Genomic DNA, 25,084 nt, shown 5'->3' on the forward strand with positions numbered 1-25,084 from the left:
GTCACATGAGTTTTCTAAGCCATTTTAATACCCAACCCTTTTTCTCGTATGGGGGGTAGATGATATGACTCATATCCATGCTGGATTGGAAAACGACAGCTCTTTCGTGCGAAAAAGTTTTAAACCCGAATTGTCCATGGCAACTGCCCATTCCACTTCCGTTTACCCCCCCAAAAGGAAGTTTCGGATTACTGATGTGGATGAGTACATCGTTTACGCAGGCTCCTCCAGAGCTGGTGTTTTTGATCACCTGATGAATGGTTTTCTTATTTCTGCTAAAAATATACAGGGCTAAGGGCTTACTCATTTTGTTGACTATTTCGATCGCCTCTTCTATGGATTTATAAGTAATTAAAGGTAATACGGGACCAAATATTTCTTCCTTCATGATTTCCGCGTGTTCAGGGAGGTTTGTCAGCAACGTAGGATGTATTGTGTGGTTTAAAAAGTCGTTTTCGCCTCCGAGAGCTAACGCCGCACCTTTATCCAGCGCATCTGCAATCAGTCCGGCAATCCTGTTGAAATGTTTTTTGTTAATGATTTTCGCGTAGCTGGAAAGATCAATTTCTCCATTCCCGAGGAAAAACATTCTCTTTACAGCATCTCTATAATGCCTGATAAATTCTTCCTGGCTAGCAACAGGTAGGAGAATATAGTCGGGAGCGATACAGGTTTGCCCTGCATTAGTCAGCTTTCCCCAGGCAATCTTTGCTGCTGCCTGTTTGAGGTCGGCGGTCTCATCAATAATGGTTGGGGATTTTCCGCCCAGTTCCAGGGTTACAGAGCTCAGATTTTTTGAGGCGGCTTCCATTACAACCTTACCAATAGCGGTACTTCCGGTAAAAAAAATGTGATCAAAAGGAAGAGATAAAAGAATACCTGAAAGTGAAGCATCCCCTTCAAAGCAACAAACCTCCTCTTCGGTAAAACAATCGTCAATAACCCGGCATATAATAGAACTGGTTTCAGAGCTTAATTCGGAGGGTTTTAGAATGACACAATTTCCGGCAGCAACGGCTGAGATCAATGGAGCCATCATTAGCTGAAAGGGATAATTCCAGGGTGCAATAATGAGACAGACTCCTTTAGGCTCATAATAAATCCTGTTCTTTGCCATTAAGCCTGTAATTGTTTTCCCTACCGACAGGGGTTCCATCCAACTGCTTAGATTTTTTATAGCGAAGTCAATTTCGCTATATATAAAGATCACCTCCGTTATGGCTGATTCAAACTCACTTTTACGCAAATCACTCTTTAATGCTGCATAGATCTCTTTTTCAAATTTTTCTATACTGGCCTTTAATGCACTTAATTTATTAATTCGTTGTGTGACATTCGTGTTTCTAAGTGTATATTTATGCGCTTGCTGAGCTTTAAAAACGGAGTTGATCGTTTGTATCATAAAAGGACTTTAGGTTTATTTAAATATACAAAATGAAACGGTCTAATACTATAAGAAAGCTTTCCCGGCATATAAAAAATTATAGATTAATGAAATGATCTGGGGGACCAGGAAAGTCCGCGATTAAAAGAAATAAAATATACGGATGAAAAAAGGATGGTTTATTGTTTTTACAATTGTTTTATTTGCTCAGTTAGGCTATAGTCAAAAGGTTAAAACCGGTGTCCTGGTAATTGGAAATGGAAGTAATGCATTGGGAGCAGGTCTTCAATCTGCCATATCTGGGGTTAATACCATTATATTGATGGAAAATCAGGATTTTGAATTGAGTTCAGGGTATGAGCTGGATAAAAATTTGTCTTCCGGATTGGAAGCTGAATTTCTGAAAAGAATGAGAAAAGCCAAGGGAATTAGCGATAGCAGCAAGGTATATGTCGATCAGACAAGTGCTAATGCGGTGATTAAAACCTGGAGTGATAGTACCAAGAACCTGAAAATTATCAGAACAAGGGAGTGGTCGAAGCTGAAGAGAGCAGGAGGAGGCTGGAGTATTGAGTTAAACGATGGGAAAATGATAAAGGCAGCGGTATTGATCAATGCTGATGCTTCAGGGAAAGTTAACGAGGCCCTGATGTTGCCGAAAATAAAGGAAATGCAATGGAAGCGGTTAAACTATAATGATAACCTGTACAGAACCAGCGTTTCTTCAGGGTTTTTTATAGAAAATTCTACCTCGAATATGGTTTCTTTATATGATTTATTGATTCCAGGGCAGGAAAACCTGGTGGTTTTGAATTCAGATCAGGAAAGTATCGCTGCAGGGCAATCGGCAGGGGCAACGGCTGCCTATTCTGCATTCTTTGACCTCAAAATTTCTCAATCTAATCTGAAAAAAATTCAGGGAGAGTTGATCAGCTATAAGCTTTCAGTCATTCCGTTTGATGATGTGGTGTATACAGATAGCAATTGGAAAGCCGTTCAATTCTTAGGTTTGTCAGGCTTCCTGAAGGGACAACTTTCTTCTGGGAAATTGAAATTTATGTCAGATAGTAAGGTGAGTACAGAAGAAATAAAAGAACCTATAAAAGAATATTTTTACAAAGCTCAAATCTGGTTTGAAGATTATAAAGCTGTGCAGATGACCATCTCATCGACTTTGGATCTGGTTTGCAAAATCGGAAACAAATCTCCGGAAAATACATTGAATGAGGTAAAAAAGAAATGGAAAACCAGCTATGGTTTTAAGACTGAATTCGAGCCCTCGCGCGGAGTTACGCGCAGGGAGTTTGCTGTGTTGGTTTACGAATATCTAAATCCCTTTAACGTAAATATTGATCCGAAAGGACGGGTGATCAGGTAAAGCCTTTGTGATGGCTTTAAACGGCCTTGTAACATTTATAAAACCTTGTTGTGCTTTGGTTTATGTGATTTCTTTTTTCTATAAATTGCAGGAATAACCTAAACCTCAGTATGAAGAAACTTTACCTTTTAAAAGGATTTTTACTCTTATTTGCTGGCCAGCAAACGGTCTTCGCTCAAGCGGATTACAGCAGTAGTGAGCGCCTTGCGCAGAGAATCACAGCCCTTTCTAAAACTTACCCGTCCTGGATTAAATCGAGACCCCTGATCAAGACGACTTCGGGAAAAGAGGTCTGGATGATGACTATTGGAACAGGAAAAACGGAACAGAAGCCGGCAATTGCGTTGGTTGGGGGAGTAGAAGGAACCCATTTACTGGGAGTGGAAATGGCCATTGGTTTTGCCGAGCAGCTACTGGCAGCTTCGGGAACGGATAGTATCAGAAATCTCTTAAATAAACAGACTTTTTATGTGTTTCCGAACATGAGCCCGGACGCCACTGACCAGTACTTTTCAAAACTGAAGTATGCACGTAGTGGGAATGTCAGAAACATAGACCGGGATCGTGATGGGAAAACGGGGGAAGATGGATTTGATGATTTGAATGGCGATGGGAAGATCAGCTGGATGAGAATTGCTGATCCGACAGGTACATTCCGGCTAAATCCTGAAGACCCACGGTCGTTGATTCCAATCGATGTAACCAAGGGAGAGGAAGGGCAGTATTTATTAATGCAGGAAGGACTGGATAATGATAAAGATGGCGTCTTCAATGAAGATGGTGCTGAAGGGGTGCATTTTAACAGAAACTCCAGCTATAACTATAAGAATTTTATTCCGGGAGCTGGTGAATTTGCCGTTTCTGAATTGGAAAACCGGGCATTGTTTGACTTCCTTTACGATGCCTTTAATATATACGCGGTAGTTACGTTTGGGCCTCAAAATAATCTTTCCTGGCCAATACAGGTGAATCAACCAGGCTTGACCAAAAGAATTGTCAACAGCTGGTCCGAAAATGATGCGAAGGTAAACAGCCTGGTCTCTGAGCGCTATAATAGAATTATTGGAGCTAAAGATGCACCTAAAACCATGGCAGAAAGCGGAGACTTTTCTCAATGGGCGTATTTTCATTACGGACGATTTAGTTTTAGCACTCCTGGTTGGTGGCTGCCAAAATTGAAGCCGGATACAACAATTAAGCAAAAGAATGTTGGGATAGAAGATCCCGTTGCCGATTACCTACGCTGGGCAAAGGGAAAAGGCATTTCCAATACTTTTACAGAATGGAGAGTGGTTAGCCATCCTGACTTTCCGGGACAGAAGGTAGAAATAGGTGGGCTTGATCCTTTTGTTCTGTCAAATCCTCCATATCAGCTCGTAGATGGGATTGTAAAAAAACATACCGATTTTGTGTTGACTCTTGCTGCTATGGCTCCTCAGATTGATCTGGTTGGCCTTAAAACAGAGAAGATAGATGGAGGATTAAATCGCGTTTCTGTGAAAGTGGTCAACATTGGCACCTTGCCAACACTGACTAAAATTGGAGAAAAAAGTTATTTTCTAAAAAAAGTGGCCGTTAAGTTAAATATAGGCAGTGGCCAGTCTGTTCTGAGTGGTAGAAAAAATCAGTTGCTGGAGGTCATTTCAGGAAAGGGCTTTACGGAACTCAGCTGGCTCATCAAAGGCTCAGGTAAAATAAGCATCGAAGCAGGGAGTCCTTCTTCGGGAAGTAAGATGATTGATGTTTCCCTTTAATTCTGCGAATCATGAAAATGAAATATATAATGCTAATGGCGGCAGGGTTGGCTTGCAGCACGATTGTTAAAGCTCAAAAACCGGAAAATATTATTGCTGCGGTGGGTAGTCCATCCAATCCAAGAGTTCCGATCAGCTGGAACCGTTATTACGATTATACTGCTTTAACGGAACTCTGTAAAAAGCTTGCTCAGGCGCATCCTGATCTGATAAAGCTGGGGTCAATGGGAAAGTCCTTTGCAGGAAAAGATCTTTGGGTGATGACCATCACAGATCATAAAGTCGGGAACCCGGATCAGAAACCGGCGATGTATATTGATGGGAATATCCATTCCAATGAGATCCAGGGAGCTGAGTTTGCACTTTATACCGCATGGTACCTGGCAGAAATGTTTCAGCAGGGAAATGCTGCAGTAAAGACCCTGTTGGCGGAAAAGACTTTTTATATTGCCCCTACAATCAATCCGGATGCAAGGGATAATTTTATTCATAAAGCAAATAGCGCTCATTCCCCGAGATCAGGATTGCTGCCTATTGACAATGATCGTGATGGTGCTTTAAATGAGGATGGCTTTGATGATCTGGACGGAGATGGGCACATTGTGATGATGCGCAGAAAAAATATAAGCGGACGCTTTAAAGCAGATGCGACTGATCCCCGCAGGATGATCATGGTTGGTGCAGATGAGCAGGGAGAATATGAGCTGTTGGGACAGGAGGGAACTGATAATGATGGCGACGGATTGGTAAACGAAGATGGGGAAGGGTTTTATGATCCAAATCGCGACTGGGGATGGAACTGGCAACCAAACTATGTGCAGTCCGGGGCCTATAAATATCCTTTTTCGATTCCTGAGAACCGTGCAGTTGCAGAGTTTGTCCTGAAGCACCCAAATATTGCTGCTGCGCAGTCCTACCACAATAACGGAGGGATGATCCTGAGAGGGCCGGGAGCTATAGAGGATGTGGATACTTATAATGCGCTCGATGCCAGGGTGTACGATGCCCTTGGAAAGAAAGGGGAAGAATTGCTTCCCGGATACCGGTATCTGGTAGTTTATAAGGATATGTATTCTGTGTTTGGTGGAGAACTCGATTGGTTTTACGGGGGAAGGGGAATTTATACCTTTTCGAATGAGCTCTGGACAAATTATTCGCTTTACAATAAGACTGAGCCAGATAATAACCTGGCACAAGCACAACAATACACTTTTGATAAAGACCTGCTGATGAGAGATGCATTCATAGACTGGCACCCTCTTAAGCATCCTCAGTACGGAGATATAGAGGTTGGAGGGTTTAAAAAAACATATTCCAGGTTACATCCCGGATTTTTGCTGGAAAGTGATGCTCACAGGAATATGGCATTCAGTGTATATCATGCCTATCATATGCCAAAATTGCAGGTTACGGAGCTGGAAGTGAAAGATCTTGGAGCCGGACTTTCGCAGGTTACTGCAGTCGTGGCCAACGAAAGGATGATCCCGACACATTCCAGTCAGGATATAAAAAACAGCATTGAGATCCCTGATGTCGTATCTTTAAGCGGAGGAACAGCGATTGCTGCGATGATCGTCAATAACAGAGATTTGAATATCACCACAGAACAAAAAAGAGATGTGGCAAATATAAAAGTTGATAATATTCCTGGAAACGCTTACGTCACTGTTCGTTGGATTGTAAAGGGAGGGACAAAATTCACCGTAAATGTTTCCAGTAAAAAGGGAGGGCAGGCCTCAAAAACAAACTAAATGAAAAAAATAACAACACTATTTCTGCTTTTAGGAGCGGCTGCGCAAGCGCAACAAATTGCTCCACTTACTGTTGAAAAGATCATGAGTGATCAAAAATGGATTGGAGTAGCTCCAACGGGTTTCCGCTGGGCTGCGGATAGCAAGACTATATTTTTTGACTGGAATCCGGACCGTAAAGAAAAAAGTGAGGGATATCGGGTTAACATATTATCCGGAAAGCCAGAAAAGGTAGATGAAAAGGCCAAAGAGGTCGCAATCGGATTGAATTATATGTTTTCTGGTAATGGTAATGGTAATTTGGGAATCGCAGAGAAAAATGGAGATATTTACCTGTACAACTTAAAAATAAAGAAAGAGCAGCGCCTGACCCGAACACTGGAAAGAGAAAGCAATGCGCATTTCCTTGGGAATGGAGAAATCGCGTTCCAGCGTGCGGAAAACCTTTTTATACTGAACCTGAATACCAATGAGACGCGTCAGCTGACTAATTTTGTAAAAGGAAAACCGGCTGGTGTTAATGATAAAAAGATGCCTTTGGCCCAGGATACCTGGCTAAAAGCAGATCAGGCGAACCTGTTTGACATCATCAAAAAGAAAAATAAAGAAAATCTTCCGGCTAAAGGAATCTTTGATAGAACCAGCGATGCTTTAAAAGAGAAGTCTCTAAAGCCGCTGTATATTGGAGAAAAGCTGTTGACTGGCGTTACCGTAAGTCCTGATGCGAGATATGTAAGCTATAAGCTGATTACCGCTCCCTCAGGAGGGGTAAATACGATTGTTCCTAACTATGTGACTTCTTCAGGATATACAGAAGACATCGCGGCCCGTACGAAGGTGGGTGAACCAATGCCAACTTACGAAAGCTTCATTTACGATCAGCAGCGGGATACGGTGTATAATGTTCATACTGCACAGATTCCCGGGATAAAGGATCTTCCTGATTATGTAAAGGATTATCCAAAACAATTAGAGGAACGTAAAAAAAAGAACGAAGACCGGCAGGTAAACCTTAGTGGTCCGTTTTGGAATGAATCCGGAACAACAGCAATTCTGGTTGCTGACGCGCTTGATAATAAGGACCTCTGGATCCTTAAACTGGATGCAGCAACCGGTAATCTCAGCCTGATCGATCGTCAAAGAGATGAAGCCTGGATCGGAGGGCCTGGTATCGGATCCAGAAATATAGGATGGGTAGACAACAATCGGTTTTATTTTCAAAGTGAAGCCAGTGGCTATAGCCATCTTTATCTGGCCAACATCACGACCGGAGAAAAGAAACAGCTGACATCTGGAAAATGGGAAGTGCAAAAACTACAACTTTCCAAAGACAAAAAGACCTTTTATATTAGTGGCAATAAAGAACACCCGGGAATTACCCATTTTTACAAACTTGATGTAAATGGCGGAAACCTCATCCAGCTCACCAGTATGAAAGGCGGCAACGAGGTGACATTGTCGCCTGATGAAAAATGGCTGGCTATCAATTACTCTTATATGAATAAGCCCTGGGAATTGTATTTACAGCCCAATAAACCAGGAGCAAAAGCGGTTCAGATAACCAGCTCCTCTTCAAAAGAGTTTAATTCTTACAAATGGAGAGAGCCAGATATGGTATCCTTCAAAAACAGATATGGATCAGATGTTTATGCAAGAGTTTATCCGGCTGCTAAACCGCATCCAAACCGCCCTGCAGTTGTATTTGTTCATGGAGCCGGGTATTTACAAAATGTTCATTACTGGTGGAGCCAATACTCGCGGGAATATATGTTCAACAACCTGCTGGCAGATAATGGGTATACTGTAATTGACATCGATTATACAGCAAGTTCAGGATATGGCAGAGACCACCGCACCGGAATTTACAGGCATATGGGAGGAAAAGACCTCACAGATCAGGTAGATGGCGTGAAGATGCTGGTAGAGAAGTACAATGTAGATCCTAAGCATGTAGGGCTATATGGAGGCTCGTACGGAGGTTTCATTACCTTGATGGCCTTGTTTACCGAACCAGATGTTTTTGCCAGTGGCGGAGCGTTAAGGTCTGTTACTGATTGGGCACATTATAACCATGGCTATACCTCTAATATTTTAAATGAGCCTTATAATGATGAGTTGGCCTATAGGCGCAGTTCACCAATCTATTTTGCCAAAGGTTTAAAGGGGGATTTGCTCATGTGTCATGGCATGGTAGATGTAAATGTTCATTTCCAGGATATCGTGAGGCTTTCCCAGCGACTGATTGAATTGGGCAAAAACAACTGGGAACTGGCTGTTTATCCTGTTGAAGACCACGGTTTTGTGGAGCCTTCCAGCTGGACAGATGAGTATAAAAGAATCTTTAAGCTGTTTGAAGCCACATTAAAAAAGTAAATAGAGAGAAACTAAAACAGGATGATACATATATAGTTTTTGTCTATATGTATATCAGTATTAAGTATCTGTTATATCTTAAATTTGGTTGCATTTGAGGGGATATAGCCTTACCTTTGTGCAACGAAAAAAAAACATTATGATAAATATAGGTCAACAATTTCCATCATTCTCGAAAACCGCTGTAGTAAGCATAGAAAAAGGTAAAGAATTCGAAACTTTAACTTCTGATTCTTTAATTAACGACAACAACCAATGGACTTGTATGTTCTGGTGGCCAAAAGATTTTACTTTCGTTTGCCCTACAGAAATAGCTGAATTTAACAACAATTATGGCGAATTCCGTGACCGTGATACTACCTTAATCGGTGCATCTACGGATTCTGAATTTGTTCACGCAGCATGGAGAAATAATCACGACGATTTACGTGGTTTGAAATTTCCAATGTTAGCGGATACTTCTAAATCTTTAGCTGAGGCTTTAGACATTTTAGAACCAAATGAAAAAATCGCTTACCGTGCTACGTTCATCATCGATCCTCAAGGTATCGTTCGTTGGGCAAGTGTAAATGATTTAAGCGTTGGCCGTAACGTTAAAGAGGTAATCAGAGTACTTGATGCTTTGCAAACTGACGAACTTTGTCCTTGTAACTGGGAAAAAGGTCAGGAAACTTTAACTGTATAATTTACTGTTCCAAATAATGAGAATCCCTGTAAAATGCATTTTTGCAGGGATTTCTTTTACCCCAAAAATTTGAATATCATGAGTGAAGTGACAGAAACCATCCAGGAATTATTAGCCGTAGTAGGTCTTGATGCTGATTATAGAAATGAAAGCCTGGTTCTTTTAGAAAAAGGAAATTCAAGATATGTACGCGATTTGAAACTAAATTTCAGTAGTACTTTTACCTCAGGACATCTGACCGATAAGGAGTGTGCCCTGATTGCATTGAGCATTGCTGTAAATAACAATAATAAAGTACTTACAGAATTCTTCGAAAAATTGGCTTTAACCAAAGAAGCAACTGCTGAAGAGATTGCTGAGGCTGTAGGATGTGCCTCATTGCTAGCCTTGAACAATGTATTTTATCGTTTCCGTCATTTTACAGGGAAAGAGAAATATACGCAGATTCCTGCCCGTGTACGGATGCAAATTATGAGCAGTCCTGTAACAGGGAAAGAATTCTTCGAGTTGATGAGCATTGCTGTATCAGCGGTTAACGGCTGTGAAATGTGTGTGAATGCACATGAGAAATCTATCCTTGCTTTAGGCGCAACAGAAGAAAGAGTATTTGATGCGGTGCGTATCGCGTCTATCGTTACCTCAGCAGGTAAAGTAATTTACTAGTATTATGTGTTAAAGACCGGAATAATTTAGGTCTTATTTAAAAAAGAAGCATTACTATTCAAAGGCTGAAATCTTTTACGCTGAAGGAGCGCAAAATTTTCTAGGCCTTTTCATAGAACGCTTCTTTTTTTATAAAATGAAGTTCCTTGGAGGAAGGCTAACCCCAAGGGGCTACAACAGCAAAAAACAAACTTCCGCCAACATCTTATTGTTTAATCCTCTGATTTTGCCTTTAGCGAGCTCCAATAGAGAGAGAAGGATGTTATAAAAAGAACTACCCTTTGAAGACATTCGAATATTTGCCCTTTAGCAAAGGTTTGGGAATGAAAAGAGTAGTTCCTTTTTTTATAAGTTTAAGCGAGATTCCTACCCGCATTTACGATACCATAGACCGTTCTGATGGATAGTTTTTCCAGAGATTGTTGTTCCTCATCTGTAACTTCATTTTGCAACTGTTCCAAGGCATAATGCTGGATCAGGACTAATGGAAGTACGATCTTCTCCCTAACGGAAATAGAGCGCTTCTCAACCGGGTAATTCTCCATTAAGGTCTCATGTCCGGATAGTTTTAATAAGAGGGTTTTAGATAGCTCAAATTCCTCATAAAGCATCTTCCAGAAAGCCCCGTACTCTTTATCATTGGCAAAATGAGCAGTAATGGAGAAATCGGCTTTGCTCATAGACATCATGCAGTTGTCGATAATGGTTTTAAAGTATCCGGATTCCTGATAAGTCTTAACGACTTTATCCCAATTACCCTGTTTTTCCTGATTTTTCAATGCGGTACCAATACCATAAAAGCCTGGAATATTCTGTTTTAGTTGACTCCATGCGGTTACGAAGCCAATTGCTCTGAGGTCTTCCAGTTTTAAAGATCCTCCCGAGTTCCTTTTTACCGGTCTGCTGCTGATGGTAATTTTAGAAAGCAGGGTTAAAGGAGAGAATTTCTCCAGATAGCTTAGAAACAAAGGATGTTTACGCAGTGAAACATAAGAATCATAGCTTTCTGTGGCCATTTCATCCAGCAAGTTTTTATGTAATGGGTCTAAAAGGATATTGTGCTTTTCCTTCATTCCAGCGGAAATTCCGGCATTGATCATTTGCTCCATATTGAATTCTGCACTGTCGATAGAACCGTACTGAGAACTGATGGTTTGACCCTGGATGGTCAGTTGAATATTCTTGTTGGCAATTTCTTTACCCATAGAGGCATAGAAACGATGGGTTTTACCTCCTCCACGGGATGGGGGGCCTCCTCTGCCATCAAAAAAGGCGAGTTGTATCTGGTGCTGATCTGCAGTGGCGGTTAACGCTACTTTTGCATTAAAAATCGACCAGTTGGCCATTAAATAACCACCATCTTTGGTACTGTCAGAGAAGCCAAGCATGATGTGTTGCTTGCCGCCCCTGTTGGCAAGATGTTTTTTATAGAAAGAATGGCTATATAGAGTTTCCATAATTTCCGCAGCACCGGCGAGATCATGCACTGTTTCAAAAAGAGGGACAAAGTCTATACTTAACTCATCTTCTGTCCATCCGTTCCAAAGAAACAGTTCCATTAGCTGTAAAATATCGCTTGCCTGCTGGCAATTACTGATAATAAACCTATGGCAAGCCATTTCTCCGTTGCTTTGCTGAATTTGTTTGATTTCAGCAATGGTTTCCAAGGTGTCCTGTGTTAACGAGTCGGGTTGTTCTGTATAGTTTATCTTGGCACTTTTAAATACCAGCGCCTTGATTTTCTCTTCTTCATTCAGGCTGTCATAATTCTCAGGATATAAGGCGTTGATGGGTTTGTTGTTGCGGCAGTACGCGTGAACATCCCTAAGCACTCTGCTGTCCTGTCTGATATCCAAAGAGGCAAAGTGACTCCCATAAAGTTCTACCTTACGAATCAGGTCGGAAACGAGATCGGAGAATAGCCCGTCGTGGTCTTCTATTAGGGTAGTTTTTATTTTATTCAGATTTTCAATTAAAAAATCGGAAATGTTCTCGGTTTCTATATTGGGATCAAACGCGTTTTTGTAGAGCACATCATGTACAAGGGCAATATTATCTTCTACACCTCTGAAAGTAATGCGGCGCTTTAGGTTCCTGAAATCTCTGTAATAGCACCTGAATAGAATCTGACGGAGCATTTTGGATACCTGAATGGTAGAATCGGTATGGACATTTGGATTGCCGTCACGATCTCCTCCTGGCCAGAAGCCAAGTTCTATGATCTTTTTAGATTCCAGGTTATAGTCATTCAGGCTTTGATCGATTTCCGATTGAATGTTTGCTGCTGCGAAATAAAAGACGTTTTCAAGATACCAGGCCAGGCTTAATGCTTCATCAACAGGTGTTGGTGATTTTTTATTGAAAAAAGGCGTTTTCCCCAATTGCTGCAACAGTTGGTTAATGGTCGAAATATCATTGGTTTTTATTGCAGAAGTTAAATCGGTGATGATAGACAAGACGCTTCCAGGATAAAACTGGGTTGGGTGGGCCGTAAGGACCAGGCGGAGTGAAAACTCATCGATCAGCTTTTCTATTTTTTCGTTTAAAGGCTTGTTATCGACCCCCTTTTTCAGATAAACCAATAAAGCACTGTGTTCTTCATCTGCATTTAGTTTATTGAAGGAGGCATCTTCAACGGCATCAAACAATACGACCTGACGTTCAATATATTGAATGAAGCGGAAAAGTAAATCTATAATGTCCTTTTTGGAATTATTTTGAGTATACTTTTCAAAAAATGCGTTAATGATTCCTGCTGGTGTTTCGTGGTTCTTGACACCATCTTCACAATACTTAATGAATAGCGGAAGTAAAGTTCCGGTGTCTTTTACTTTGTAGAAGGGAAGGGTAAGGAAAAGGCTGTTATAAAGTTCAAATCTGGATATAACTTCATTGTTAAAAACAGATTCTCTCTGACCTTTTGCGCGTTGTTTCTGCATCATTTTTTTTAGATCATTTTTTCGAGCTTAAAGTACCAAAAATGATCCAAAAAACTGCGAAAAGACTCAATTAATTAATTTGATATTTTTCGCAGTTTTCTGTAACTTAGATTCATAGAGGTTAAACAAATCCTTTTAAAAGTATGTGCGGATTTTGAGGCCCAGGTGCCCTGAATGAAGTAAAATTAATTGTTATTTTTTTGGGCAAAACAGGCGTTAAGATTAATCTTAACGCCTGTTTTGATTAATGGACATCTGCCGGAATGGCGACATTTTTCTTGAACTTCTGTAAATATAACAAGGGAATTGAACACAATAAGACCAATCCGGCAACCCAATAAGCATCGCTATAGGTCAGTAATAAACTTTGTTTGGTTACTGTCCCTTCGATGGCTTTGGTAGCCAGCACTTTAGCGTCCAGGTAATTGTACCCTTTCGCCATGAAGTTATGTATGAAGCCGTTAAAGCGGTCGGTAAAGGCAGGGTTATATTCGTTGACATTGACTAGTAAATTACTGCGGTGAAAGCCCTGACGAACATGAATAAGTGTTGTTAAAGCTGCAATACCGAAGGACCCTCCCAATTGTCTCATCATATTATTTAACCCCGATCCCTGTCCGATTTCAGCCCCTTTAAGGTCCTGGATGGCCAGTGTGGTTAAAGGCACAAATAATAAAGCCATACCGATACCTCTGATCACCAGTGGAAGGAAGAAATCTCCGGTCCCAGATTGCAGAGTGGATTTACTTAACATGGAACAGAACACAAAGAAAAGGAACATTCCGATCGTAGCCATAAACTGGGCTGGAACATTTTTTTTTAGCATAATTCCAATAAATGGCATCATTACAATCGTACACAGACCTCCAGGGAAGAGCAATTCTCCTGTTTGGAGGGCTGAGAATCCCAATAAATTCTGACAGAAGATGGGGAACACGAATACTGAGCCATATAAACCAAAGCCCAAAATAAAGGAAGTGAACATCCCTACTGAAAAGCTTCTGTGACGCATGATTTTAAAGTTCACAATCGGATGATCCGTACTCAATTCTCTCCAGATAAAGAGTAATACTCCCAATACCGATGTCACTGCAAGGGCCGTGATGTAAGGTGTAGCAAACCAATCCTCGCTCTCTCCTTTTTCCAATACAGTCTGTAAGCTACCCACCGCTACGGCAAGAAGTAAAATTCCCCACCAGTCTACCGGCATCCCTTTTCCATCTTTAGGCGTTTCCCTGACAAAAGCGTAGGTACAGTAGGCAGCGATAATGCCTATAGGTATATTTACATAAAATATCCATGGCCAGGAGCTGATTTCCAGGAGATAGCCACCAATAGTTGGACCTACCGTTGGACCAACCACAGCGCCTAATCCAAACAAAGCTGTGGCAATCCCAACGTCCTCACGTGGCCAGGTTTCGATTAATATAGCCTGTGCAGTAGAGATTAGCCCGCCGCCAGCAATTCCCTGGAGGATTCTGAAGGCGATCAATTCCTCCAGATTGGTGGCATTTCCACAAAGGAAAGAGGCAATAGTAAACAGGATGATAGAAAAAAGAAAATAATTTTTTCGTCCGAAGCGGCTGCCCAGCCAGCCAGACATGGGCAGTACAATTACGTTAGCAACTGCATAACCGGTAGACAACCAGGCCACATCCTCAAGGGTTGCACCTAAGTTTCCCTGTATCTGGGGTATAGCAACATTTACAATGGTGGTATCAATCAACTCCAGTAAGGAAGCTGTGATCACTGTAAACGTAATAACCCATTTTTTTAAACCTTTCTCGGCCATTTTTCTAATCTTTTGTAGACACAGAAACCTTAACACTCATTCCGGGACGTAGTTTGGCCAGAATATCTTTCGGTGCATTGGTAATCTTGATTTTTACAGGAACGCGTTGTACCACTTTTACGAAATTACCCGTGGCATTATCGGGAGGAAGAAGAGAGCCTTTTGCCCCTGTTATAGGAGCGAAGTTGTATACTTCACCCTGAACATCAGCATTAGGATAGGCATCAACTTCTATCTTTACCTTTAATCCCGGGTTGATATCTTCCAATTGAGTTTCTTTAAAATTTGCGGTTACATAAATGCTATTGTCGTTTACAATAGAAAATAAAGACTGGCCAGCCTGAACAAGCTGACCTTTTTGAACATTCTTTTTGGAAACAATACCTGTTGCGGGAGCTTTAATGTCTGTATAAGACAATTGGAGTTTGGCAAAATCCACATCAGACTGGCGTTGGGTAACGCCATTATTGCTTACCGCTAATTGAGATTGTGTAGTCCCCACTTGCTTTACCGCAGCAGTATACTGGTCATTTGCAGCGGTGAAAGCAGCTTCGGCAGATTCTTTCTGTGCTTTTGCCTGGTCAAATTGTTGCTGGGTAATAGATCCGTCTTTTACCAGATTGGCATAACGGGCATAATCTTTTTGTGCCAGGGAAAGCTTTACTCTTGCTGCTTCAATATTAGCCTTGGCAGTGCTGGTATTGGCTGCTGTAGCTGCAATTTGTGATTGAGAAACTCCAACACCCGCGGAGGCACCCAATTGTCCGGCCTGAGCTTGTTCAAGCTTTACCTTATAATCGCTATCATCCAGCTTCACCAGGACGTCTCCTGCATGTACCAGGGTGTTTTCTTCAAAATTGATGTCTTTCACGTATCCGCCAACGCGAGCAACCACCGGACTGATATCTCCATCAATCTGTGCATCATCGGTGTCTACGTGCTTGCTGTAGTAAATGTATTCTTTGATACCAAATATAGCCCCGATTACGATTAATACGGCTAATATGATGGGGATTACTATATTCTTCTTTTTCTTTTCAGTTGTCATTGGAGTTTGTATTAAGGTTTTTTATTCGGAAATTTTTCCTGTGGATTTTAATAGGGTATAATAGGCTAGTCCGGCATCTGCTTTCGCCAGTTCGAGATTGATTTTAGCCTGGTATAGTAAGGTTTCAGCATCAATCCTGTCGATGGCTGAAGCCACATTGTTTTTATATTTCGACGCCAGTAATTTATCATTCTCTAGTGCCTGTGCAATAGAGGTCTCTAATACCTTAATCTTATTTATTGCTAGCTGATAGTTCTGATAATTTCTGTTAATCTCTGTTTTTACCTGATCAGAGAATATGTCTTTTTGAATGGCAACATCCTTCTGCTGGATATGGGCATCAGTTATCTTGTGCTTATTGGTCCAAAGCGTTCCGATATTCCAGGAAACATTAGCTGAAAGTGTCATAGGCATGATAAATTGGTTTGTCGGTGGAATAAATTTTCCACTCGGATTAATGTAATACAGATCAGCGCCTACGCCAACCGTGGGTAGAGTGTTTGCTTTTACGGATTTGATATTTATATCTGCAACCTTATTTCTGATGTCAAACTGTTTCATTTCCTGGCGATTGGTGAAAGCAATGTCCAGGTAGCTGGTCAATGTTCCAACAGTCTTAATACGTTCATTTGGATCTGCCGGAATCACTTCGGTATCTTCATTAATGCCCAGTAGAATATCCAGGTTATAATTGATGATTTTCCGGTTATTTTCGATTTCCATTTCCGTCAGGGAAACATTGGCTTGCTGAAGCTGGAACCTTAATACGTCATTTTTAGTGACGATGCCCTGGCTGAAGAACCTTTCAGCCTGCTTAAGCTGGCTGGCAATAGATTCCAGATTCTGAGCAACGACTTTTTTACTTTGAAGAATCTTAAATAAAGAGTAATAGGTATTGATCACCGCGTAGCTGATTTCTTCTTTATCTTTATCGGCATCCAGACGAGCTACTTCAGTAAGCAGGCGGGTAGATTCTTCTGCGTACTTTAACTTTCCGCCACCGTAGAGCAGTTCTTTAACGCCCAAAGTTCCTATAAATGCATCTGCGCGATTTGGAAGATGTATCGGATTTGCCCCGCCAATACTCAGCTGATTGGTTGGAATCTCTGCATGGTTATAAAGAAAAGAAGCTTCTGCAGTTGGGAGCGCGTTGTCTTTTGCCATATTTAACTTGGCAATTGATTCATCGATCTTGTTTTGTGAACGCTTCAGGTTCTTACTGTTCTCAATCCCGAGCTGTATGGCCTCGGCTAAGGTCAGATTTTTTGTGCTTTGAGCGTATAACATACCTGGCAGGAGCAATGTTATGGCACTTAGTTTAATTCTACTTATCATTTTTGGGGTGTTAAATACATAGTGAGAAGATCCTTGAGATGGGCAATCAAACGAATAGTAATGACTTCTCTATCTTCTGAATTGTTGATGTCCAGACTGGTTCCATACGTGATTTTTGATGGAGAAATGGCCACGTGACTGATCGTACCCATTAAAGTGGCAATGAGCATCCGTACGTCCACAGGTCTGAAGCTACCATCGTCAATACCATCAGTGATGATTTGTTCAATAACGATGAGGTTACTGGCAATGGTGTTTTTTACTTTCAAAAACATCTCAGGGCGCTGAGAAAGGGAGAGTTCCCTGTGCATCATTTTATGGAGGCCATGGTTGCAAAGGATGCGTCTGGCATAGCCTTCAATTACTTTCAGTAATTTTTCCATTCCTGATAGTTTATCCTGACTAATGCTCATCAGCTGGCTATTGAAATCAATTATTCTTTGCGACATGATCTCCATGAATACGCCCTCTTTAGATCCAAAGTAGTAATTGATCATCGACATATTCGCCCCGGATTCCTTGGCGATCTGGCGAGTAGAAGTCCCTTCGTATCCCAATTCTGTAAACAGCCTTTCAGCAGCTTCCAGAATGTTTGCCTTTTTATCTATTTTTTCCATTTGTTTATTTGACAGGACAAAATTAATCAATCGATTGATTAATGATGAATATTTTCTTTTTCATTATCAATTATTTACCAAATGCTGACAGATTGTGTATTTTTAAACTGGCTAAATCAAAAACTGATGTATAGACGAAATCGATGTTTTTTAACTATTTATATAGGTTTTGTTGCCTTAATTCTATTTTCTTCATATAGGAACGGGCTTCGGCAGGAAAAGGAAACCTGGATCAGAATAAATCTTGTTGGTTATCAGTCAAAATCAATTAAAGTAGCGGTATGGGTTAGTAAAACAGACGATCCCCCGGAAAGTTTCGACTTGATAGACAAGAATAGTGGTACAGTTGTTTATCGCTCAAAAAAAATACATTGTTTTGGAAAATATGGTCCTTTCAGTAATTCCTGCCGACTGGATTTCAGTGAATTTAAGCAATCCGGTCGTTACCAGCTTAAAGTTGGAGGGGTGTATTCTCCGGAAGTGATCATTAATGATGAGGTATACCGGAATACTGCTGACTTTGCTTTACGATATATGCGTCAGCAAAGGAGTGATTTTAATCCCTACCTAAAAGATAGTTGTCATACCAAAGACGGCTACACGATGTATGGACCGATGCGGGATAGCACTCATATAGATGTTAGCGGTGGCTGGCACGACGCCTCCGACTATTTACAGTATGCAACAACTTCAGCAAATGCGACCTATCACCTGCTTGCGGCTTATCGTGATTTTCCTGCTGTTTTTAGAGATCAATACCAAGCAAACGGCTTGAAAGGGATTAACGGCCAGGCAGATATATTGGATGAGGCAAAATGGGGGTTAGATTGGCTGCTTAAAATGCATCCAAAAAAAGACTGGTTGTTCCATCAGATTGCGGATGACAGAGACCATAAGGGCTTACGCTTACCTAATAAAGATGAGGTTTCTTATGGAAAAGGAAAAGAAAGACCAGTCTATTTTGCTACAGGAAAAGTCCAGGGACTGGGTAAATTTAAAAACAGGTCTGATGGCGTCGCATCTGTGGCTGGGAAATTCAGCAGTGCGTTTGCACTGGGCAGCAAACTTTTTGATCAGCAAGATCCTCGTTATGCAAAATTGCTCCTTAGCAAATCTATGTCAGCTTACACTTTAGGGCTAAAGAAGCCGGGCGTACAGCAAACTGCCCCCATGGGGGCACCTTATTTTTATGAAGAAGACAACTGGACCGACGATATGGAGCTGGCTGCGGCCAGCCTGTATCAAAAAACAGCCCGAAAAAAATATCTGAAACAGGCTGTTGATTTTGCTGGAAGGGAAAAAGTCAGTCCATGGATGGGAGCCGACACCGCTAGACATTATCAATGGTATCCTTTTCACAATTTCGGACACTATGAAACGATAAAGACGGAAAGGATAAAAAAAGATACCCTTAGTGCTTATTATAGAAAAGGCCTGGAAAAAGTATGGAGTAAAGCGAAAAACAATGCATTTTATAGAGGAATACCTTTCATCTGGTGCTCAAATAACCTGACCAGCGCTTTTGCTATTCAAAGCTATTTATATTTTAATCTGACAGGGGATGAGACTTATGAGGCGCTGGCGCAGGCAAATTTCGATTGGCTATTTGGTTGTAATCCCTGGGGCTCCTCTATGGTTTATGGTCTGCCAGAATGGGGAGATACTCCCGAAGATCCACATTCTGCATTTAGCTATCTACAGGGGTATCCTCTGGACGGAGGCATGGTAGATGGACCTGTCTACGGTCGTATTTATAAGAACCTGATCGGAATAAAACTATATCATCCCGATGAATACGAAGCATTCCAATCGGATCTTGCCGTTTATCATGACGATTTCGGTGATTATAGTACAAATGAACCTACTATGGATGGTACTGCAGCTCTGGTTTATTTGCTGGCGGCATATGATCATCGCACGATTTCTTCCAATCTAAAATTTAGCCTTGATCAGGGGGCCGTAATCAGAGGCGATTCCTCAAAAAAACAATTGGCACTGATATTTACAGGACATGAGTTTGCAGATGGATTGGAAGAAATAAGTACTGTCCTGGAAAGACAGAGGGTGAAAGGATCTTTCTTTTTTACAGGCGCTTTTTACAATAATCCTGAATTTGAAAAAGGCATCAGGAAGTTGTATAGACAACAGCATTATCTGGGACCACATTCTAATGCACATCTGTTGTATGCGGACTGGAAAGAAAGAGATCGTCTACTGATTGATAAAACGACATTTGAGAACGATCTAAGAGCTAATTATAAAGCAATGGCCCGGTTTGGTATTTCTAAGGCTCAGGCAAAGTTCTTTTTGCCTCCCTATGAATGGCATAACCAGAAAGTGAGTGGCTGGACTGAGGAAATGGGCCTGGTATTAATCAATTATACGCCTGGGACGAGGTCAAATGCAGATTATACCTGGCCAGAAATGGGAGCACGTTATGTGGAAACTAAGAAAATCTATCAATCGATTATTGATTATGAAAAGGAGCAATCCTTAAATGGATTTCTGTTGTTGACTCATGTTGGAACGGATGAAAGAAGAAAAGATAAGTTTTATTCTCAGCTGGAACGCTTGATCCATTATCTTAAAGAAAAGGGATATCAGCTGGTGACTATTCCAGATTTGTTGAGATAGTCGTGCTTTCTATTTTGAAATAAATCAATATCTTTGGGGCCTAAGTATTAAAAAGATGACTAAACAAGAAGATAACAACAGTTTTGATTGGGTTTATTACGTTTTAGGCCTGGTTTTCGGCATTTTAACTGCGGCAATAATTTCAGGTGGCTTTCTATGGTCTGTTTTAGGAGGCATTATTGGATTTATTTTCGGTGCTGTTTTCTTAAATGGCATTGTTAAAGGACGTCAATATTAATTTTCTGTTACTGAATAACCTCATTTTTCAATGAAGAAATTAAGCTTTATAGCTGTTTTCGCATTGTTTTCTTCCTTTGCTGTTGCACAGGATGCAAAACTACCTGCCTTGGATTCTAGCCCGGCGGACATCGTTTATTATCCCCTAAATGCGGCAAAGGTAAAAGATGATTCCAGCCCTTCAATTAAGGTGATTTATTCAAGACCGAGTAGAAAAGGACGTGAAATTTTTGGTGTACTGGAACAATTTGGAAAAGTATGGCGCCTGGGAGCAAATGAATGCACCGAAATCAGATTTTTCAAAAATGTAGTAATTGGAGGCAAAAAAATTAAGGCGGGGATCTATAGCTTATATGCCATTCCGGAAAAAGATAAATGGGTAATCATTGTTAATAAGCAAACCGATCGTTGGGGTGCTTATACCTATAATGAAGCAAAAGATGTAGTGAGAGTAGAGGTCCCGGTTAAAACTTTGTCACAGCCAGTAGAAGCATTATCTATGACTTTTGTCCCTCAGAACGAGGGTGCTAATCTGGTCATTGCATGGGATAAAACAACGGTTGAGCTCCCTGTAACGATCAAATAGAAACACTAAAATATAGGAGAGGCCCGGTAAAATGATACCGGGCCTCTTTCATTTAAGGGCGTTTCAACCTTAAGCTCTTCTCCTTCTAAGCAGACTATCTACAAAAACCAATGCCAGAAGCAGGTCGATAAAAAGAAACCCTTTAATAAAGGCAGGGGTTACATATTTCGTGAAATCGAGTTGTTCGGTCTGGAATGTAGTTTTGAAATCCAGATCTGGCAATGTAAAAGTGCTATTACTGAATACATAAACGAGAATAGCCACAATCGTACAAACAAAGAAAGACATGATGCTGTAAATGATGCGCTTATCTACCTTTGTCTTTAAGGCTACAGGGGCGATTTCCAGCTTAACTTGTTCCATTACGTTCCTGGTGAACGACATGGAAGGCTCTTCGAGATCCATTCCGTTCATCTGCTCATCAATCGCAAGAAGTTCCTTATATAAAGAACTGTAAACGGGATCAGAGGCTATTTTAGCTTCCACAGACAGGGTCTGTTCAGGGCTGGCGTTGCCATCAATATAATCCCAGATTTCTTCTTCCATCGTTATCATAATAACTCCTTTACTTCATCTTTTAACAAATATTGTAATTTATCTTTTAGTCTGATTCTTGCCCGATGTAGTTTTACTTTCACGGTATTACTTTCCACGTTTAACGTTTTTCCGATCTCTTCCAGACTTTGTTCACCCTGGTAAAATAAGGTGATGATAGCGGCATCATCAGCAGATAACAATGATATCGCCTGATTCAGGTATACATAGCCTGACCTTTTTTCAACTATATCTGCATTATAATCAGAAATGTGATTTTCCAGCTGGATAATGCTTTCCTCCTCGTCTATTGATTGGACATCAAGGCGCTTTTTACGTAAAAAACTCATCGACGTGGTGTAAGTAATTGTATATAGCCAGGTAGAGAATTTAGCGGTTTGCTTATAAGTTCCAAGAGCACGGTAAGCCTTAATGAAACAATCTTGAGCAATTTCTTCGGCATCTTCCCTGTTCTTGGAAAAACGCATGGCCAACGTAAATACAAAGCGCTGATGACGTTTTACCAGCTCGGAATAAACCGCGGTATTTCCTGACAGGACTTCAGTAATTAAATCGATATCCGATTGCTTTTGCTGCATATATTTTTAAGACGCGCGTCTTTTTTAGAGAGGTTTCTGGGATGAAATGGAATTAGAGTAGATCTTTTTGTTTATCCAGCCAGCTTTTTTCCACTGCATAAGAAAGAATGAGACCGAAACCTCCAAAGATGCTTAAACAGCCAAAGTAAACCGCAACGCTTTCGTCTTCATTTATTCCCATTGCCCTCACTGTAAATAAGGCGATTAATAATCCTAATCCCAGGCCAACCAATAGCAATCCGAATTTTAAACTAAGGAAAGGTTTTGGCGCGCTCGCCCTTGGTCTGGAAAGACCAGGCTCTAATCCACGCTCAATCATGGCCATTTTTTCTTTGTTCGACATATACCTAAGTCCAAATACTAAGGCAGTGGCACACACAAACATGGTTACTGGTACTATTACTTCTGCTCCCATTTTATTTTCAATTTAATTGTTAAAGATCTGTTTTTTTGAACTGATGTTCTGTAAGCTATGACCACATGAAAATCAATCAGGTTACAGTCTTTGTTAAAAAAAATGAAATAGACTCTAATTTATTTAAAAGCTAGGGGAAAACAATTGTTACAGCGCTTCTTAAACGTAAATTAAAGGGGGGTTGTAGGAGATTAAAAATAAAAAGCCGGAAATTTTCCGGCTTTTATCCTTGAGGTTTGGGAATTACTGCAACCGTTAAACGGCTGATGCAATTCATTTTACCTTTGTCGTTATAGATTTTGATTTCCCATACATGAGTTTTAGCCCCAATATGAAGAGGCTTACAAACTCCGGTAACCAATCCGCTTTTGACAGGTCTTAAATGGTTGGCATTAATTTCCAGCCCTACCGCCATATATTTTTCCGGATCAATACACATATAAGACGCGATGCTTCCAAGCGTTTCTGCGAGTACTACTGAGGCCCCACCATGCAGGATCCCGGCCGGCTGATGTGTGCGCTCATCCACAGGCATAGTTGCGGTCAGAAAATCAGCACCAATTTCTGTAAATTGTATGTCCAGTAAGCCGCCAAGATGATTCGTGGGACGATCATTTAGTTGTTCGGGCGTAAATTCGGAGAACCACATCATCAGATATACCTTTCTTTAAGGACGAGTGTATGGTGCATCAGATGGCCGGCAATTACAAATAATAAAGCCCTTACTGTAATTTGGCGATCAGAAGCGGTGCCACTTCTATCCAGTTCATGTTCATTTAAGGATTTGAAAAGGTATAGGTTTGCTTTTCTGAGCAAAGCGAATTCCTCGGATAAACTAAGAAGGCTGCGGTCAGAAAAATGTGCATTTGCCACATAATCGTCTTCCTCAAAACCAGGCAATGCATGTTGTTCCCCACGTGCGAAACAGGTTAATCGGTACACCAGTATGCGTTCGGTATCAATGATATGTCCTGCCATCTCCTTAATTGTCCATTTACCTGGTTGATAGGCATAATCAGCCTTTTCGATCAGGTCATTAAGGAAGTCAGGAAATTCTGTAGCCTGCTTTTCCAATATTGCCAGGATGTTGTCTCCTGAAATTTTACTAATGTAAGTTTCCGCCCAGGCGGGATACTCATGTATTTGAGGTCGGTTCATAAGTAATACTACTTTTTAAGATGATTCTGAATGTTGTGCCTTTTTCCAGTTCGGAGTCTTTGACAAAGATTTGCCCGTTGTGGTAGTTTTCGATAATCCTCTTTGTCAGAGAGAGCCCGAGGCCCCAGCCCCTTTTCCTGGTGGTATATCCGGGTTGGAATACCGCATCGAATTTAGAGCGGGCGATGCCTCTTCCGGTATCTGTAACATCAATAAATACCTCTTCTTTGGTAAGATTTTCTATGATGTTAATATTAATGGAGCCTTCATTTTCAATTGCATTTGCTGCGTTCTTTAAAAGATTTTCTATTACCCAGTCAAATAGAGGAACATTGAGTAAAGCCCGTACCTGCTCGTCACCGGTAATGGTGAAAATAATCTTATCTGAGGTGCGCAATTTAAAATACGCTACAAAGTTATAAATCACCGTATAGACGACATGATCTTCTACTATAGGCTTGGATCCGATTTTAGAAAAACGGTCTGTAATAACCTCCAGGCGCTTGATGTCATTCTCCATTTCAGCAATCAAGGGGTCATCCTCTGCATTAAAACGGGATTTGATCAGCTCTACCCAGGCCATAAGCGACGAAATTGGTGTGCCCAACTGATGTGCAGTTTCTTTGGCCATACCTACCCATACCTGGTCCTGTTCTGCTTTTCTTGCTGAACTGAAAGCCACATAAGCGGTAAGCAGGAACAATCCGATTACACCAAGTTGTATGTAGGGGAAATAGCGAAGCTGAGTTAAGGTCGGCGAATCTTTATAATAAATATACAACCTGCTACCATCAAGACCGATAATTGGTGTAGGTGGATGTTGCTCTTTCATGATTTTTAGCTCTCTGACAAAATAGGCGGGATCATAGGTTTCCCCATCCTTTTTTTGAAGGCCATAATTGGTTTTCGTAGAATCCAGACCCTGATAGGTAAGAATATTTCCTTCGGCATCAACAATGATAATCGGGAGTTTAGTATTGGTTCGGATCAGGTCGATGAGGTCTGTTGTATTCTCATCGTCGTACATCGCCATTGTCTTTTCTGTAACCTTTACATAGAGCTGGAATTGCATTCGCTCTTCACGTTCCATCTTTTTTACAAAAAAATCGCTATATAAAACGGATGCTGTGCCAATCACGATGGCAAAGAACAATAAGAAGAATTTCCAGCGGCGCTTTTTTTCGTATGGATTCATAGGTTAT

At 41.0% G+C, this 25,084-nt stretch carries 21 protein-coding genes; 9 read left to right on the forward strand and 12 right to left on the reverse strand.

Annotated elements, in window-relative coordinates; all coding sequences use genetic code 11:
- Position 1: 1 nt before the first annotated feature.
- Positions 2-1,402 (reverse strand): aldehyde dehydrogenase family protein, encoded by a 1,401-nt coding sequence (locus BFS30_RS05410; RefSeq protein ID WP_069378338.1) that lies wholly within the window; start codon positions 1,400-1,402, stop codon positions 2-4.
- A 145-nt stretch (positions 1,403-1,547) separates the two neighbouring features.
- Between BFS30_RS05410 and BFS30_RS05415 the strand changes: the two genes are divergently transcribed.
- The 6 genes from BFS30_RS05415 (at position 1,548) to BFS30_RS05440 (ending at position 9,988) form a co-directional block, all read left to right on the forward strand.
- On the forward strand, positions 1,548-2,762 hold the full coding sequence (locus BFS30_RS05415) for a hypothetical protein (RefSeq protein WP_069378339.1): 1,215 nt from the start codon (positions 1,548-1,550) through the stop codon (positions 2,760-2,762).
- A gap of 110 nt (positions 2,763-2,872) precedes the next feature.
- A complete protein-coding gene (locus BFS30_RS05420; protein WP_069378340.1) occupies positions 2,873-4,516 on the forward strand; it encodes a M14 family metallopeptidase in 1,644 nt (547 codons plus the stop codon).
- Positions 4,517-4,527: 11 nt separating this feature from the next.
- Positions 4,528-6,267 carry a M14 family metallopeptidase gene (locus BFS30_RS05425; protein ID WP_069378341.1) on the forward strand — a complete coding sequence of 580 codons (1,740 nt, stop codon included), beginning with the start codon at positions 4,528-4,530 and terminating at the stop codon, positions 6,265-6,267.
- Positions 6,268-8,640: a prolyl oligopeptidase family serine peptidase gene (locus BFS30_RS05430; protein ID WP_069378342.1), complete on the forward strand. Its 2,373-nt coding sequence runs from the start codon at positions 6,268-6,270 to the stop codon at positions 8,638-8,640.
- 139 nt (positions 8,641-8,779) lie between these two features.
- Positions 8,780-9,325: a peroxiredoxin gene (locus tag BFS30_RS05435; protein WP_069378343.1), complete on the forward strand. Its 546-nt coding sequence runs from the start codon at positions 8,780-8,782 to the stop codon at positions 9,323-9,325.
- A gap of 78 nt (positions 9,326-9,403) precedes the next feature.
- Positions 9,404-9,988, forward strand: coding sequence for a carboxymuconolactone decarboxylase family protein (locus BFS30_RS05440; protein WP_069382310.1), 585 nt, complete (start codon positions 9,404-9,406; stop codon positions 9,986-9,988).
- Between the two features lie 353 nt (positions 9,989-10,341).
- Here the strand turns inward: BFS30_RS05440 and BFS30_RS05445 are convergent, their stop codons facing one another.
- The 5 genes from BFS30_RS05445 to BFS30_RS05465 form a co-directional block, all read right to left on the reverse strand.
- Positions 10,342-12,930, reverse strand: coding sequence for a phosphoenolpyruvate carboxylase (locus BFS30_RS05445; RefSeq protein WP_069378344.1), 2,589 nt, complete (start codon positions 12,928-12,930; stop codon positions 10,342-10,344).
- Positions 12,931-13,171: 241 nt separating this feature from the next.
- Positions 13,172-14,719 carry a DHA2 family efflux MFS transporter permease subunit gene (locus BFS30_RS05450; protein ID WP_069378345.1) on the reverse strand — a complete coding sequence of 516 codons (1,548 nt, stop codon included), beginning with the start codon at positions 14,717-14,719 and terminating at the stop codon, positions 13,172-13,174.
- A gap of 4 nt (positions 14,720-14,723) precedes the next feature.
- Complete coding sequence (locus BFS30_RS05455) at positions 14,724-15,767, reverse strand: HlyD family secretion protein (protein ID WP_069378346.1); 1,044 nt, start codon at positions 15,765-15,767, stop codon at positions 14,724-14,726.
- A gap of 21 nt (positions 15,768-15,788) precedes the next feature.
- Positions 15,789-17,102 carry a TolC family protein gene (locus tag BFS30_RS05460; RefSeq protein WP_069378347.1) on the reverse strand — a complete coding sequence of 438 codons (1,314 nt, stop codon included), beginning with the start codon at positions 17,100-17,102 and terminating at the stop codon, positions 15,789-15,791.
- A complete protein-coding gene (locus tag BFS30_RS05465) occupies positions 17,099-17,719 on the reverse strand; it encodes a TetR/AcrR family transcriptional regulator (protein ID WP_069378348.1) in 621 nt (206 codons plus the stop codon). Before BFS30_RS05465 ends, BFS30_RS05460 begins: the two co-directional genes overlap by 4 nt.
- 126 nt (positions 17,720-17,845) lie before the next feature.
- Here BFS30_RS05465 and BFS30_RS05470 point away from each other — a divergent pair, with 126 nt between their 5' ends.
- Genes BFS30_RS05470 through BFS30_RS05480 form a run of 3 tightly spaced genes read left to right on the forward strand, consistent with a single transcriptional unit; the run spans position 17,846 to position 21,176 of the window.
- Positions 17,846-20,353 (forward strand): glycoside hydrolase family 9 protein, encoded by a 2,508-nt coding sequence (locus BFS30_RS05470; protein WP_157262879.1) that lies wholly within the window; start codon positions 17,846-17,848, stop codon positions 20,351-20,353.
- A 55-nt stretch (positions 20,354-20,408) separates the two neighbouring features.
- Entirely contained in the window at positions 20,409-20,591 is a 183-nt protein-coding gene (locus BFS30_RS05475; RefSeq protein WP_069378350.1) for a hypothetical protein, read from the forward strand.
- A 30-nt stretch (positions 20,592-20,621) separates the two neighbouring features.
- Positions 20,622-21,176: a DUF2911 domain-containing protein gene (locus tag BFS30_RS05480; RefSeq protein ID WP_069378351.1), complete on the forward strand. Its 555-nt coding sequence runs from the start codon at positions 20,622-20,624 to the stop codon at positions 21,174-21,176.
- Positions 21,177-21,245: 69 nt separating this feature from the next.
- Here BFS30_RS05480 and BFS30_RS05485 read toward each other — a convergent pair whose 3' ends face one another.
- From BFS30_RS05485 to BFS30_RS05510, 6 genes are all read right to left on the reverse strand, one after another.
- Positions 21,246-21,722 (reverse strand): anti-sigma factor family protein, encoded by a 477-nt coding sequence (locus BFS30_RS05485; RefSeq protein ID WP_157262880.1) that lies wholly within the window; start codon positions 21,720-21,722, stop codon positions 21,246-21,248.
- 5 nt (positions 21,723-21,727) lie between these two features.
- Positions 21,728-22,309, reverse strand: coding sequence for an RNA polymerase sigma factor (locus BFS30_RS05490; RefSeq protein ID WP_069378353.1), 582 nt, complete (start codon positions 22,307-22,309; stop codon positions 21,728-21,730).
- Positions 22,310-22,361: 52 nt separating this feature from the next.
- Positions 22,362-22,724 (reverse strand): DUF6249 domain-containing protein, encoded by a 363-nt coding sequence (locus BFS30_RS05495; RefSeq protein ID WP_237028715.1) that lies wholly within the window; start codon positions 22,722-22,724, stop codon positions 22,362-22,364.
- Between the two features lie 223 nt (positions 22,725-22,947).
- A complete protein-coding gene (locus BFS30_RS05500; protein ID WP_083251970.1) occupies positions 22,948-23,373 on the reverse strand; it encodes a hotdog fold thioesterase in 426 nt (141 codons plus the stop codon).
- A gap of 2 nt (positions 23,374-23,375) precedes the next feature.
- Positions 23,376-23,882 (reverse strand): DinB family protein, encoded by a 507-nt coding sequence (locus BFS30_RS05505; RefSeq protein WP_069378356.1) that lies wholly within the window; start codon positions 23,880-23,882, stop codon positions 23,376-23,378.
- A complete protein-coding gene (locus BFS30_RS05510; RefSeq protein WP_069378357.1) occupies positions 23,860-25,077 on the reverse strand; it encodes a sensor histidine kinase in 1,218 nt (405 codons plus the stop codon). The genes BFS30_RS05505 and BFS30_RS05510 overlap by 23 nt, the downstream gene beginning before the upstream one ends.
- Between the last annotated feature and the right edge of the window lie 7 nt (positions 25,078-25,084).

The sequence above is a fragment of the Pedobacter steynii genome, assembly GCF_001721645.1.
GTDB lineage: Bacteria > Bacteroidota > Bacteroidia > Sphingobacteriales > Sphingobacteriaceae > Pedobacter > Pedobacter steynii_A.

Bases quoted from the DNA above. Each gene is read 5' to 3' on its own strand.
- BFS30_RS05425 (WP_069378341.1), top strand. From the start codon at position 4,528: ATGAAAATGAAATATATAATGCTAATGGCGGCAGGGTTGGCTTGCAGC.
- BFS30_RS05495 (WP_237028715.1), bottom strand. From the start codon at position 22,724: ATGGGAGCAGAAGTAATAGTACCAGTAACCATGTTTGTGTGTGCCACT.
- BFS30_RS05485 (WP_157262880.1), bottom strand. From the start codon at position 21,722: ATGGAAGAAGAAATCTGGGATTATATTGATGGCAACGCCAGCCCTGAA.
- BFS30_RS05475 (WP_069378350.1), top strand. From the start codon at position 20,409: ATGACTAAACAAGAAGATAACAACAGTTTTGATTGGGTTTATTACGTT.
- BFS30_RS05420 (WP_069378340.1), top strand. From the start codon at position 2,873: ATGAAGAAACTTTACCTTTTAAAAGGATTTTTACTCTTATTTGCTGGC.
- BFS30_RS05510 (WP_069378357.1), bottom strand. From the start codon at position 25,077: ATGAATCCATACGAAAAAAAGCGCCGCTGGAAATTCTTCTTATTGTTC.
- BFS30_RS05490 (WP_069378353.1), bottom strand. From the start codon at position 22,309: ATGCAGCAAAAGCAATCGGATATCGATTTAATTACTGAAGTCCTGTCA.
- BFS30_RS05455 (WP_069378346.1), bottom strand. From the start codon at position 15,767: ATGACAACTGAAAAGAAAAAGAAGAATATAGTAATCCCCATCATATTA.
- BFS30_RS05415 (WP_069378339.1), top strand. From the start codon at position 1,548: ATGAAAAAAGGATGGTTTATTGTTTTTACAATTGTTTTATTTGCTCAG.
- BFS30_RS05430 (WP_069378342.1), top strand. From the start codon at position 6,268: ATGAAAAAAATAACAACACTATTTCTGCTTTTAGGAGCGGCTGCGCAA.
- BFS30_RS05470 (WP_157262879.1), top strand. From the start codon at position 17,846: ATGTATAGACGAAATCGATGTTTTTTAACTATTTATATAGGTTTTGTT.
- BFS30_RS05450 (WP_069378345.1), bottom strand. From the start codon at position 14,719: ATGGCCGAGAAAGGTTTAAAAAAATGGGTTATTACGTTTACAGTGATC.
- BFS30_RS05460 (WP_069378347.1), bottom strand. From the start codon at position 17,102: ATGATAAGTAGAATTAAACTAAGTGCCATAACATTGCTCCTGCCAGGT.
- BFS30_RS05445 (WP_069378344.1), bottom strand. From the start codon at position 12,930: ATGATGCAGAAACAACGCGCAAAAGGTCAGAGAGAATCTGTTTTTAAC.
- BFS30_RS05410 (WP_069378338.1), bottom strand. From the start codon at position 1,402: ATGATACAAACGATCAACTCCGTTTTTAAAGCTCAGCAAGCGCATAAA.
- BFS30_RS05440 (WP_069382310.1), top strand. From the start codon at position 9,404: ATGAGTGAAGTGACAGAAACCATCCAGGAATTATTAGCCGTAGTAGGT.
- BFS30_RS05435 (WP_069378343.1), top strand. From the start codon at position 8,780: ATGATAAATATAGGTCAACAATTTCCATCATTCTCGAAAACCGCTGTA.
- BFS30_RS05480 (WP_069378351.1), top strand. From the start codon at position 20,622: ATGAAGAAATTAAGCTTTATAGCTGTTTTCGCATTGTTTTCTTCCTTT.
- BFS30_RS05505 (WP_069378356.1), bottom strand. From the start codon at position 23,882: ATGAACCGACCTCAAATACATGAGTATCCCGCCTGGGCGGAAACTTAC.
- BFS30_RS05500 (WP_083251970.1), bottom strand. From the start codon at position 23,373: ATGTGGTTCTCCGAATTTACGCCCGAACAACTAAATGATCGTCCCACG.
- BFS30_RS05465 (WP_069378348.1), bottom strand. From the start codon at position 17,719: ATGGAAAAAATAGATAAAAAGGCAAACATTCTGGAAGCTGCTGAAAGG.